Raw genomic sequence first — 12919 nt, forward strand, 5'->3', positions numbered from 1 at the left:
TTTAGTAAAAAGAAAAAGCCCCACATGGGAATCATGTGAGGCTTTTGAAATGAATAGCTTAAAGCGATTTTGTGTTTTCGCTTTTCACTTCAAAGTCGAGAACGACGAGGCGTTCGAGCTTAGGTGAAATAAGAGCTACGCGCTCTTGGTGCACTGGGTGAGGAAGGTAGGCGTCGCGTGATTCGAATGAATCAAATGTCATGCAGAATGCGTGGGTGAATCCATCATCGAGTCCTTCATCGGACTGGTGAGGGCCGTGCTCAACTTTGAGCAGTCCTGGAACTTGGCCAACCATTGTGCAGAGTTCTGCGAAGCAATGCTTGATCTCGTCTTCGGTGATTTCGGGCTTAAACTGGAATACTCCTAAGTGTCTGATCATATCGTTAGAATAGTATAGAATTACTTGATGCGTTTTACAGGGATGGACTTGAACTCACGTGTGAGGTCGGTGATGGACTGCTCAACAGCGAGACGTTCGATGGAGGACGCTCCAACGAAACCAACGGTGTCAGTGTGTTCATTGACATAGGCCGCTTCTGCAGGTCCTACGATGGGTCCACCGTGGGAAAGGACGAAGGTGTTCTTATTCACTGAGTGAACGGCTTCACAGATAGCTTGGGTAGCCTGAGCTGCTTGTTCGAGGCCAAGGGACGCATCGCTAACTCCGATAGATCCACCGACAGTACAGCCTACGTGTGCGATCACTGCATCAGCGCCTGCTTCAGCCATTTTCTTAGCTTCTTCAGGGGTTGCAACGTAAGTGATGGAGAAAATGTCCATCTTGTTTGCGAGAGCTACGGTATCGATCTCTTTCTGAACGCCCATGCCTGTTTCTTCGATAGATTGACCAAACTGACCATCGACGATGGTGTGAGTCGGGAAGTTATTGATCCCAGAGAAGCCCATGTCCTTCACCTGCTGAAGCCAATGCCACATGCGGCGACGTGGGTCAGATGCGTGAACGCCACAGATGACGGGGATTTCTTGTACTACTGGGAGTACTTCGTGCTCACCAATGTCCATGGCGATAGCGTTAGCATCACCGTAGGCCATCATGCCTGCGATAGAGCCAGCACCAGCCATGCGGAAGCGGCCGGATGCGTAAATGATGATCATGTCAGCACCACCTTTTTCAATGAATTTGGCGGAGATGCCAGTGCCAGCACCGGCTACGATGAGAGATTCACCTCTTGAGAGTGTGTTATTGAATCGTTCAATAACTTCAGCGCGTGTGTATGGGTTTCCTACCCCTGTCCATGGATTTGGCATATGATTCTTATGTTTGTCGTAAATTTAAAATGTGTATGACACCTTTCCTAAGCTTGATTCATCGATCTGAAAAGGAAAAGTGTACCACAACAAGCTATGTGGAATCCACTTCGTCGAATGAGCTCGTGGATAATAATAAGAAAAGCTCAGAGCGAGACACTCTGAGCTTTTGCTGAATAGTTGATTAATTCGGGTGAATTAAAGGAATTTCAGAATCTCTTTTGGGTCATTGGTGACCTTGTGTGCTTCCTTTGGTAAATCTGCGAGACAGGCGAGGCGCTCAGGAATTTCTACGCTGCCTTTACCTAGTTCTTCTTCCATAGTTGGAAGGAACTTAGACGGGTGAGCAGTTTCAAGAATGATGCACTCGTCATCGGGTGAGGCCTGGTGCCAAGCTTCTGCTGCTAGGACACCAACTGCGCCATGTGGGTCAATAGTGTAGCCTGTGTATTCTTTGACTTCCCTGATAGTTTGGCGTGTCTCCTCATCGTCAAATGCTAGACCGGAGATATTTTCGCGCATGGCTTCCCAGTCATCGCAGAAGAGGTCCTTCATACGTGCGAAGTTAGATGGAGCACCTACATCCATTGCATTGGAGATTGTTGGGCTAGATGGGAGTGGCTCGTAGTTTCCGTCTGCGAGGTAGCGCGGAACTGTGTCGTTGATGTTTGTTGCTGCGACCCAGTGGCGAACAGGTAGGCCAAGCTTTTGTGCTAGGAGGCCTGCGGTAAGATTGCCGAAGTTTCCAGATGGAATCACGAAAACAGGTTCTTTGCCTTCTTCTAGCTGGCGCGCAGCATCGAAGTAATAGAATGTCTGTGGGATGAGGCGTGAGATGTTGATCGAGTTTGCACTGGTGAGGTTGTACTTCTCCATGAGATCACGGTCTAGGAAGTTAGCTTTCACCATCGCTTGGCAATCATCGAAGCTACCTTCGACTTCCAGAGCTGTGATGTTGCCACCGAGGGTAGTGAGTTGCTTTTCCTGTAGATCAGAAACGCCACCTTTAGGGTAGAGAATGATTACGCGTGTGCCTTCTACATTATGGAACGCGGAGGCGACTGCACCACCAGTGTCACCGGAAGTAGCCACAAGCACTGTAAGCATGCTGTCATCATCTCTATTTAGGTAAGCCATGGTGCGAGCCATGAAGCGAGCGCCGAAGTCTTTGAATGCGAGAGTCGGTCCGTGGAAAAGCTCGAGCACGTGAGTGTGGTCAGCGATCTTTACGACTGGAGCATCGAATGAGATAGCTTGATTTACAATATCGCGGAGTGCGTCTTCAGGAATGCTGTCACCGAGGATTTGCTTAGCGACATGAAAGCCTAGTTCAGGAAGTGACATTTCACGCCATTTTGCCCAGAAAGAAGCTGGAAGGGGAGTGATGGTTTCAGGCATGTAGAGACCATTGTCGGCTGGAAGTGAGCGGATCACCGCTTCTTTTAGATCAACACGGAGCTCTTTATTGTTAGTAGAGTAAAATTGCATGGGAAGTAGGATCTATGATTGAAAAATTTGAATTCAGAAATGATCTGAGACTAGATGACGTGTACGCCTTGAGTGTTGATTCTAGAGACGTGGATTTGGTTGCCAAAGTTATTGTCCGTGAAGACTTTTGAAATGGAGGCTGCGACCTTGTTCGCGTTTTCTTCGCCTTCACAGAGAGCGAAAACGGATGGGCCTGCACCTGAGATAGAGAAACCGAGAGCACCGTGGGAGAGGGCTTCTTGCTTGGCTTTGTAAAATTCAGGGATGAGCTTCTGGCGGTGTGGTTCAGCGATCACATCGTGAAGTGAGCGACCAACGAGTCCAAGATCGTTGTTATAGAGTCCACAGATGAAGCCTCCGAGGTTCCCCATTTGCTGAGTCGCAGTACTGATAGGAATTTCCTTGGGAAGAATGTCGCGTGCTACTTTGGTGAGGATTTCGATATCAGGGTGAACCACTGCAGCCCAGAGGTTTTCTGGGACTGGGAGTTGTGTGATGTCGAGTTCTTCGTTTGAACGAATGAAAGTAATGCCACCTAGCAGAGATGGGCCGACGTTGTCGGCGTGGTAGGCTCCATCGGCGCTTGCTTCACCAGTCATTGCGAATGGCAGAAGTTGTTTTTTAGTGAGTGGTTCGCCAAGCAGTATGTTGACGGCGTAAACGCCAGCCACTGCGGAAGCTGCAGAAGATCCTAGGCCTGAGCCGAAGGGCATTTTTTTATGGATCTCCATTTCAATGCCTTTGTCAGTGAGACCGAGGTGACGGAGTAAGTCGAGAGCTGCGACACCAGCTGTGTTACCTTCGACAGTTTTTGGTAATTTGCCGCTGTCTCCAGTTATATTGGTAATTCGGAGACCTGGCTTATCGGAAAATCTGACTACGACTTCGTCACCAGGGGCATCGATGGCGAAGCCAAGGACGTCATATCCACATGCTACGTTTGCGACTGTAGCTGGTGCGAAAACGCGGACTTCTTTAGGTTCTTCTGTTACCATAGTGCCGCCGCTCATAGCAGAGAAATGCCCCACGGCCTAGCGCAATTTGAGTCATGTTAAATTTCCTTAGTGAACATCATTTCATGAAAGTTAAAACGACTATTGATAGTGTTATTGAGCTTTGGAATTCCTGAAATGGTTACACGGATTGAAAAGTCCAAGGGAGGTTAAACTCCCATAAAAATTACAACTATTGGCGGATACAGGTGTTACCATCAGTAATGACGACAAGATTTAAAGTAATGTGTTGCGCCTTGATCGTGGGAGGTGGTGTGGTTTCTGCGCATGAGCGAGGCGGCGCTGCGCACAATCATGGACCTAAGATTATGAAGCCTCAGATATCAGATACTGTGCCCGCAACAGTGTATGCTGATAATTGGTTTAAGCTGTATATCAACGGCAACTTGGTGGCGGTGGACTCGATTTCCTTTATTCCGCACAACGTGGTCAGCGTCGATATCCTTCCGGAATACCCTCTCACCATCGCGGTAATGGCCAAGGACAACGCCGATCCCAAAACAGGCCTTGAATATAACAACAGCAAGATCGGTGACGGAGGTTTCATCCTGAAATTCGGCGATGGCACAGTAACGGATGCCAGCTGGAAGGCGAAGAGTTTCTTCCGTGGGCCCGTGAATGGCAAGGTGGATGGAGCGACAACCGAGCATCTGGATATTCCCAACGACTGGATGGAGGCGGGCTTTGACGATTCGAAGTGGGGCCTAGCAGTGGAGCATAGTGAGAAGGCTGTGTCGCCAAAAGCTCCTTACTATGAAAATGATTTCGAAGGCGCCAAATGGATTTGGACGGACGATCTGGCGCTCGATAATACCGTGATTTTCCGAAAGGTGGTGGAAAGCCCGCCTAATGGAAATCCAGTTCCGCAGAAGTGGCCACGCGGTGTGATCGATGCGAGTGAAAAGGAAAGTTCGGCGAAGACTTTTTCTGAAGAAAGTCATGAGACTTCGAAAGTGAATGTGAAGCCATTTGCCGCTCATTTTCCAGGTAAGTTCACTCTGGAGTCAGCCACAGAGGTTCCCGAGATGGTGAAGGCATTTCTTCCCTATAAAGACCAAGTTGGGATTTCGTGGGATGAAGATTATGTTTACATTGAGGGCAATGGCTTGCCTATGCATCCTATGATGAAGGGGATTAAGGCATGGCAACAGCAAGTGCCACTTCCTCATGACTTTACTGGGGAGCATCGCTTCAAACTTCCATTGACCCCCAAGGTGACAGAAGGCACGCCACAGGAGTTGACGCTCAAAGGACCTATTGCCTTGGCTGTGAACGGTGTGCCGATTTTTCATGCACTGACTCAGAGTGGTAACGACGCTTATGCCGCGGGTGAGCTGGATGAGTGGGGCGGGCACTGTGGTAGAGCGGATGACTATCACTATCATATAGCTCCAGCGCATTTGGAGGAGACTGTGGGAAAGGGGAATCCAGTGGCTTTTGGGATGGATGGCCATCCCGTCTATTTGGCTAATCCGTCGATTGATAAGCCCTTGGATAGTTGCCATGGGTATTTCGACTCTGAAGGGCAGTACCGATACATTGGGAATTTAAAACCACCCTACGTGATGGCGTATTTCCGAGGTGAGGCAGATCTAGCTGATCGTCCACGGACCATTCCAGTTCGGCCATTTTTACGGCCACTACGTGGTGCCACGATCACGGAATTTAGCGGGAGTTTAGAGGATGGGTTTTCTCTGAGGTATTCTGTTGATGGAAAAGAGGGTGAGGTTGATTACAAGGTGACTGAAAAGGGAGCGGACTTTGTATTTAAAAAGCCCAATGGCGAGGTGAGTGAGGAGTCGTATGAGAGGTATAAGAAAAATCCTACCTCAAACAAATTCCCACTTGAATTTGAAGTCAGATAGCGAGCCGGAAGATTTCAATATATATATCTGAGTGTGCACTTGGAAATGTGGTTTTGTGTGTATTCTTGATTCTCAAATCCCAACTACTTTCTTGCAGGGAGTGGCAAGGAATGTGATTAGTAGGCATGATCTGTAAACTACTGCGTTATATATTACCGAGTTCGTTGTGTGCTTCGATGGCTTTGGCTGCACCATTAAGTGTGGGGAATGCTCTTCCTGAAGTTTCATGCCAGGATCAAGATGGGAAGGTCGTTACGCTCAGTGAGTATAAAGATTCGGAGTGGGTGTTAGTTTATTTTTATCCTAAATCTGACACTCCAGGATGTACGAAACAGGCATGCTCGTTGCGTGATTCCTATGAGGTTCTTACTGATAAAGGCGTGGTAGTTTTTGGTGTATCTAAAAACTCTGTGGCTGACCAAAAGGCTTTTGCTGAAAAGTATAAGCTGCCGTTTACTTTACTCGCGGATAAAGAAACGAAGGTGATTAAAGCCTTTGGCGTCCCACAATTCCCTGGAGTAGGCTTGGCGAAGCGTCAGGCGTATCTTTTTAAGGATGGCAAATTGGTGTGGAAGGATGAGAAGGCCTCAACGTCTAAGCAAGCTGCTGATATTCTAGAACAGTTAGAGGACTCTGAATAAGGGAATGGAGAGAGGGGGAAAGCTCTCCTTTAAAATGAAACAGCCTCGGTAGTTCCATAGCCGAGGCTTTTTTTGTGAAGAATTAGGCGAGTTACGCCGTCGTGGGGGTTGCTTCGGTGGTAGGCTTAGTTTATGAAATCAAATCACAATGGCTAAACTTCTCGTCATTCTTTCCCGTTGGTTCGGGCAGAAGCTGCTTATTTTTTTAGTGATTCTAGCGATATTGCTCGTTGGAAACTGGCTGCGAGTGGAGTGGGATCGACTGGCTGAAGACCGTGCATTACTTGATAAAAAAGAGCAGGTCTTTGAGCGTCTTAAAGCATCAGAGCAAGAGCTCACGCTGGAGATGGCTCCGCAGATTGACGAGTGGAATCGGCTGCGCGCGCTGAAAGTACAGGCAGCTAAGTCTGAGGTGGCGAGGCTCGAGGCGGATATCGAAAAAATTGGCAAGGAGTGGAGCCTTGAATTCGATAAATACGACAGTTCAGAGAAAGCTAAAAATGCGACATATGAGTCCTATCGTGCGGCTCAGAAGCGGGAGGACGAGTTAAGTAAGCTTGTCGGCTGGTGGCAGAAGGGTGGGTATTGGCTTTCTCAGGAAAATCGACGAAAAGTGAATGCCTACGAAAGAGCTAAGGCTGAAACTGCGGTGAAGAAGAGCGCGTACGCTACGGCGGAGAGAGCACACAAGACGTTAGGCAAGATTTTAGACAGCTCCCCGATCAAAGCACTGCAGGAACAATATCGTGTTAAGAGTGAAGCAATGGACTCTGCAAAGTTGGTGCGATCGGCGGATGAGACGCGTTGGTTGGAAGAGCGTGAGCAAAAGCAAGGTGAGATTCAGGAGCTAGCTAAGATGATTGAGGGTGAGAGAGAGCGGGTCGCCAGCAATCCACGGGAACGCTTTATCGCCGCAGTCCAGAAACATTTGCCGACAGCGCTGTGGATTTTATTGGGGATTATTTTGACACCAACGGCGATCAAGTTGGTGTTTTATTACGTACTCGCTCCCATCGCGTCGCGTTTTCCGCCGATTCGTATTTTGGAAGATCAATATTCACCGAGCCCGATTGTTCGCGACTCGTCGGTATCTATTTCTTTTGAAATTGAAGAAGGGTCTGAGATCTTAGTGCATCCTGACTTTTTGCAGAGCAGTAGCCAATTAGCTAGCAAGCACACGCAATGGTTTCTGAATCACTATTTACCCTTCAGCAGTATTACTTCTGGCATGTGCATGCTGACGCGAATTCGGCCAAATGATGGGAAAACGGCGCGCGTGATCGTGTCGTCACAGAATGACGCATTTGGCGAAATAGGGGCGATTCATCTGCCGGCTGGAGCTTCGATGGTGGTACAGCCGCGCTCGTTGGCTGGAGTGGTGAAAAAGTCAGATGAAGCGCTGCACATATCACGGCATTGGCGGCTCGGAAGCCTGCACGCTTGGCTCACGCTGCAGCTCAGGTTTTTGGTGTTTCATGGCCCCTGTGACTTGATCGTAAAAGGATGTCGCGGAGTGCGTGCTGACACGCCTGATCCCGAAAGCCCGCGCATGATCAATCAAGCCTCGACTATCGGATTCAGTGCCAACCTCGATTATCATAACACCCGCTGCGAAACCTTTATTTCCTATTGGCGCGGGAAAGAGGATTTATTTAACGATCTCTTTGGTGGTGAAAATGGAGTGTTTGTCTATGAAGAGATGCCAGCAGGTGGCCGCAAGGCTGGACTCTCAGGTAGAGGGCTAGAGGGTGTAGTGGACACAGCTCTGAAAGTCTTTGGAATTTAAGGTTCCTCCGCCTCTCTCATATACTACCCATAAACGATTTTTAACTATGACTCATCTTCACCGTTTTCTCACCATCGCGCTGCTTTTGATACCTAGTTATCAAGCGGTCGCTCAGGACTCCATTATCGATCGCCAAGAATGGCAGGCTATTTTTTCTCAATTTGATGCTGAGGGAACACTGGTTGTAGTTGATGAACGTGAGGGAAGCCGAGGGACTTTTGTGTTTAATAAAGAACGCGCGGAGAAAAGAGTTTCACCAGCTTCGACCTTTAAGATTCCTCACGCATTGTTCGCGATAGATGCGGGTGTTGTGCTGGATGAATTTCAAGTCATTCCCTGGGATGGCAAGAAGCGATCTTACGAGGTGTGGAACCATGACCAGACTCTTCGTTCGTCGGTGCGGAATTCAGTGGTCTGGGTCTATGAGGTTTTCGAGGGCGAAATAGGAGAGGAGCGTGAGCGCGAGTACATGGAAGAGATTCATTACGGAAATGCGGATCCAACGGGTGACTCACCATTCTGGGTCGAAGGAAATCTTCAGATCTCTGCATTGGAGCAGATTAGTTTTCTTCAGCAGCTATACAGAAATACGCTTCCTTTCAGTGCGAATTCTCAACGCTTAGTGAAAGACGTGATGATTAACGAGGCTGGGAAGGACTGGATTCTCCGAGCCAAGACTGGCTGGAGCGGAACGATCGGCTGGTGGGTAGGCTGGGTGGAGCATCCCACCGGAGCCGTATTTTTTGCGCTAAATATCGACACGCCGAACAGGACTGATGATCTCTTTAAACGCGAGGCGATCGTGCGCGAGGTGCTACAGTCGATGAAGGCGCTTCCGTAAATTATAGCGTTGTTAGAAGCGTGCCGAAGTTTCGAGTCGCTTCGATGTTGGTATGCTTTACACTAAGATCAATCTACTTTTGTCTTATGAAATATTTCTGTTTAGCCTCTGTCTCTCTCGTTTTTGTTAGTATTTTAAATGTGTCTTGTTCGAAGGAGACTGTAGAAACGAATCAAGAAACAGAGCGGAGCATGCGCGTAGTGGAGGTCGATCCATCGTATTTTATCCCAGAAGCTCTCGTTGGGAAAATTCTTAAAGAGGAGAGAACTCTGTCTGATGGATCAAAAGCATTGTGTTATGTGATCCAGACCAACTCCAAGCCGATTGAACATGCGATGGGGCCGTGGGCTCCGAAAACGATTACGGATGGAAAAGAGGCGGGAGGTATTTGGTTTGATGATGGAGAGGTCTATGATGTCGACGGGCCATTTGTGAAAAATGTCGCGAAGTTCTACAATGATCCTGAATGGAAGTTGTATAATGACGATGGGACGGTGCGGGTGACTGATACGGTAGAAGCTTTTGAGGCCGCAGCCCGACCAGATGTTGACCCTCGCTACAATAATTACGTGGTTGAAGGCCAGCCCGAGTGGGTAGCGGATAAGGTGACTACCTATGTCATTCCTGTGACACCCATTTTTAGAGAAGAACCTTTGGTTTTTGGTGGCGGAGGTCCCGGTGGACCACCACGCCCAGATGCACTCAATGCGCACTCGCATCACGGCGGTGAAGCACACAGCCACCATCATGGGCCTCCGCGTGGTGGTGCGTCAAGAGTTGGCCAAGGTGGTATTGGGCTAGCGTTTAATGGTGTGAATTTTGACCCACCTGCGCCAGTGCATGCGATTCTGGCTGCCCATACTTTAGCTCCTTTCGATGATGCCGGTGGCCACATCAATCCACACGAAGGCTATCACTATCACGCAGCAACTGGGCACACCAAAGAGATAGCTCAAACCGACGGGCACGCTCCGATGATAGGCTATGCGCTCGATGGCTTTGGTCTTTACGCGCATCGCGACGAGGAAGGTGAGGCCGCGACTGACTTGGACGAATGTGGCGGCCATACCGATACAACACGAGGCTACCATTACCATGTAGGATCAGCTGGAAGTAATCAGATTATCAGGGCATTCCGTGGAGTGCCTGGCACTGTTAGTGTGAAAGAGTAGAGTGCTCATTAGTTGCATAGCAGGAAATCCCGAGGATAGGAGGTGGCTGCTTTTTCTGGTTTATTTTGGAATAGCAGGAGCTTTTGAAGCTCCTATGATAGTCTATAGATTGATCAAACTCTCTAGACATTTTCATTATGAAATTAAGAAATATCTCACTAGCCTTAGCATTTACCACCATGAGCATTTCAGCAGAAAATCTTCAAGTTGAACTCGATCAGAGAAAAGACCAATTCACAAAATCCGCCCCTAAGGAGACTATCGTAGAGTACGATAAAGGAATCAAAGCAGTACAAGATTCGGGTGTTTTGGATACTGCACTTAATGTAGGTGATACAGCTCCAGACTTCACTCTGAAAAATGCGGTTGGTAAGGATGTCACTCTCTCCACACTGCTCACAGATGGTCCAGTGATCCTCACTTGGTATCGCGGTTCTTGGTGTCCTTATTGCAATATTGCATTACGTAACTACCAAGAGAACCTTGGGGCATTTAAAGAAGCGGGCGCTCAATTCGTGGCTCTATCACCTGAGCTTCCAGATCAGTCTTTACCAACTAAAGAGAAGCATGCGCTGGAGTTTGAGGTTCTTACCGACCAGAACAGCGACGTGGCTAAAAAGTTTGGGATCGTATTCTCCATGACCAAGTGGGTGGAAGACGCAATGCGTGATTATGCTGACCTCAAAAAGTATAATGGTGATAAGTACGATGATACGACGCTGCCACTGAGTGCGACGTATATCATTCAGCCCAATGGTGAAATTAGTTATGCCTTTTTAGATGCTGAATACCGTAACCGTGCGACTGCAGATCAAATCTTAGCAGCTCTCAAAAAATCTAAGTAACATCCACCAAAGGTAAATGAAGTCCATGCCAATAGCTTTTATACTGAGGTTCTTGGTGATACCCATTCCGGTTGTGAATAGTGTTTTTAGATCACTTCTTTACTCGATATGGTGAATTCGTTAGAACGGTAGTTGTCAGTTTTTATTGCTGATGAATCCAAGATAACAATATCATGAAATTATATAAAATCATTGGGCTTCTCTTACCGTTAGCTGCATTCACAGCGTGTGAGAAGCAGGAGTCCACATCTGAAAAGCTAGAAGACACTGTCGAGGATGCTCTTGACCAACGTCCAGCTGAAGACCTTAAAGATGCTGGCGAAGATATTAAAGACACAGTCGAGGATGCGGCTGAAGATACTAAGGAGTCAATCAAGGAGGCTGTAGAATAGTATGTTACGTTACGCCATTATTTTTCTAGTTGTCGCGCTGATTGCTGCTGTTCTCGGATTTGGTGGTATTGCTGGTACTGCAGCAGGGATTGCAAAAATTTGCTTTGTTGTATTTTTAGTACTGGCAGTGATTTCCTTCGTGAAGAAGTAGTCAGTGCTAGATTTTACCTCTCCTGATAGAGGTGAGGATACATCCTCCCTATATACTTTTTCCAGTTAGTCCATGAGGCTAGCAATGTAATAGTGACAGACGATGTCTATTAACATCTCAATTAAGGCTCTACCTTTTACTTTAAAGGTAGAGTTTTTTTATCGTTTATTGAAATGCTGGAAGGTTAAGATGAAGCTTCATGTATGACTGGCTTTTATTCCTATACCATCGACTGAGAGAACAGCTTTGGGTGAAACCTACGGCTATCTGCTTTATATCGGTAGTCGCAGTTTTTGCTGCGAAAGAAGCGAATCAGTTCACATGGTTAGAGAGAGTTCCTAACATCACAGTAGAGTCGTTAGAAACCTTATTACAGGTGATCGCAGCAAGTATGTTGGTCATGGCAACCTTCGCTGTAGGTTCCATGGTGTCGGCTTATGCGTCAGCTAGTACCGACGCAACACCTCGGACTTTTCCGTTGATCATCTCAGATGACGTTTCACAGAATGCACTTACGGCATTTGTAGGCGCATTTATGTTTAGCATTGTGGGTTTATTCGCATTGCAGAATGGTTACTATGAACGGGCGGGGCGCTTCACTTTATTGTTGATGACTTTTGGTGTGTTCGCCGTTGTCATTATGACATTTGTCTGGTGGGTAGATCGGATTGCACGTCTTGGGAGGATGGGGACAACGGTTGAAAAAGTGGAAACTACTACCGCTGCCGCTTTGAAGCGAAGGATAAGATCACCGAGACTAGGAGGAAAGGAAGTGGGGGCTCGGAGTAGTGGTGCGACCGCAATTTATAGTGAAACGATTGGTTATGTTCAAATGGTGAAAATGGGTGACCTGCAGAGTCTTGCTGAAAAATACGATGTGGAAATTGAGGTGTCAGCGTTGCCGGGAACCTTTGCTTCACCCGCACAACCATTAGCTTATATCGAGAGTAGTGTGCGTGATTGGGAAGGCTTCAAAGATGCATTTACAGCCGCTTTTGTCATTGGTCGAGATCGAACCTTTGAAGATGACCCTCGCTTTGGTCTCGTGGTTTTATCTGAAATCGCGGGTCGTGCATTGTCTCCTGGAATCAATGATTCAGGTACTGCGATTGCAGTGATAGGAGCTCTCGTTCGCTTGTTGATTCTATGGGCCAAGCCCACGGATGATGAGGCTTCTGAAATAGCGTTCGATCGTGTGGCTGTACCTGAATTACACTACGTTGATATGTTTGATGATGCATTTAGGATGATCGGACGCGATGGGGCTGGAGCTGTGGAGGTGATGGTGCGCTTACAGAAAGGTTTCTGTGCGATTGCTGCTGTCGGTAATGAGGGCGCGAGCGAAGTGGCTAGGGAGTATAGCCGCTTGTCAGTAGAGAGAGCTGAAGGAGCTATCCAGTCCTCACAGGATTTAGCGGAAGTCAAAGAAGCCGCTCAATTTACTGAGTGAGAAGGT

At 47.8% G+C, this 12919-nt stretch carries 13 protein-coding genes; 9 read left to right on the forward strand and 4 right to left on the reverse strand.

Annotation, left to right across the window (positions count from 1 at the left end):
* Window positions 1–58: 58 nt before the first annotated feature.
* From ACSHX2_RS12960 to ACSHX2_RS12975, 4 genes are all read right to left on the reverse strand, one after another.
* Complete coding sequence (locus tag ACSHX2_RS12960; protein ID WP_435693372.1) at window positions 59–379, reverse strand: Dabb family protein; 321 nt, start codon at window positions 377–379, stop codon at window positions 59–61.
* Window positions 380–399: 20 nt separating this feature from the next.
* Window positions 400–1269 (reverse strand): phosphoenolpyruvate hydrolase family protein, encoded by an 870-nt coding sequence (locus ACSHX2_RS12965; RefSeq protein WP_435693373.1) that lies wholly within the window; start codon window positions 1267–1269, stop codon window positions 400–402.
* A 198-nt stretch (window positions 1270–1467) separates the two neighbouring features.
* Complete coding sequence (thrC, locus tag ACSHX2_RS12970) at window positions 1468–2757, reverse strand: threonine synthase (RefSeq protein ID WP_435693374.1); 1290 nt, start codon at window positions 2755–2757, stop codon at window positions 1468–1470.
* Window positions 2758–2807: 50 nt separating this feature from the next.
* Entirely contained in the window at window positions 2808–3767 is a 960-nt protein-coding gene (locus ACSHX2_RS12975; RefSeq protein ID WP_435693375.1) for a homoserine kinase, read from the reverse strand.
* A gap of 311 nt (window positions 3768–4078) precedes the next feature.
* On the opposite strand from ACSHX2_RS12975, the gene ACSHX2_RS12980 reads away from it, so the two are divergent.
* The 9 genes from ACSHX2_RS12980 to ACSHX2_RS13020 all read left to right on the forward strand — a co-directional run bounded on the left by ACSHX2_RS12980 (window position 4079) and on the right by ACSHX2_RS13020 (window position 12913).
* On the forward strand, window positions 4079–5635 hold the full coding sequence (locus tag ACSHX2_RS12980; protein WP_435693376.1) for a YHYH protein: 1557 nt from the start codon (window positions 4079–4081) through the stop codon (window positions 5633–5635).
* A gap of 125 nt (window positions 5636–5760) precedes the next feature.
* Window positions 5761–6276 carry a peroxiredoxin gene (locus tag ACSHX2_RS12985; protein WP_435693377.1) on the forward strand — a complete coding sequence of 172 codons (516 nt, stop codon included), beginning with the start codon at window positions 5761–5763 and terminating at the stop codon, window positions 6274–6276.
* Window positions 6277–6424: 148 nt separating this feature from the next.
* On the forward strand, window positions 6425–8062 hold the full coding sequence (locus tag ACSHX2_RS12990) for a hypothetical protein (RefSeq protein WP_435693378.1): 1638 nt from the start codon (window positions 6425–6427) through the stop codon (window positions 8060–8062).
* A 46-nt stretch (window positions 8063–8108) separates the two neighbouring features.
* Window positions 8109–8903, forward strand: a complete 795-nt coding sequence (blaOXA, locus tag ACSHX2_RS12995) for a class D beta-lactamase (RefSeq protein ID WP_435693379.1) — start codon at window positions 8109–8111, stop codon at window positions 8901–8903.
* An 86-nt stretch (window positions 8904–8989) separates the two neighbouring features.
* Window positions 8990–10075, forward strand: a complete 1086-nt coding sequence (locus tag ACSHX2_RS13000) for a YHYH protein (protein WP_435693380.1) — start codon at window positions 8990–8992, stop codon at window positions 10073–10075.
* Window positions 10076–10254: 179 nt separating this feature from the next.
* Window positions 10255–10920 carry a peroxiredoxin-like family protein gene (locus ACSHX2_RS13005; RefSeq protein WP_435693381.1) on the forward strand — a complete coding sequence of 222 codons (666 nt, stop codon included), beginning with the start codon at window positions 10255–10257 and terminating at the stop codon, window positions 10918–10920.
* Window positions 10921–11093: 173 nt separating this feature from the next.
* The gene (locus tag ACSHX2_RS13010) at window positions 11094–11312 is read left to right on the forward strand and encodes a hypothetical protein (protein WP_435693382.1); all 219 of its coding nucleotides are present in this window, start codon (window positions 11094–11096) and stop codon (window positions 11310–11312) included.
* A gap of 1 nt (window position 11313) precedes the next feature.
* On the forward strand, window positions 11314–11463 hold the full coding sequence (locus ACSHX2_RS13015) for a DUF1328 domain-containing protein (protein ID WP_435693383.1): 150 nt from the start codon (window positions 11314–11316) through the stop codon (window positions 11461–11463).
* Window positions 11464–11662: 199 nt separating this feature from the next.
* Window positions 11663–12913 carry a DUF2254 domain-containing protein gene (locus ACSHX2_RS13020; RefSeq protein ID WP_435693384.1) on the forward strand — a complete coding sequence of 417 codons (1251 nt, stop codon included), beginning with the start codon at window positions 11663–11665 and terminating at the stop codon, window positions 12911–12913.
* The last annotated feature ends 6 nt before the right edge of the window (window positions 12914–12919 follow it).

The organism is Rubritalea sp., from assembly GCF_051252225.1.
GTDB lineage: Bacteria > Verrucomicrobiota > Verrucomicrobiia > Verrucomicrobiales > Akkermansiaceae > Rubritalea.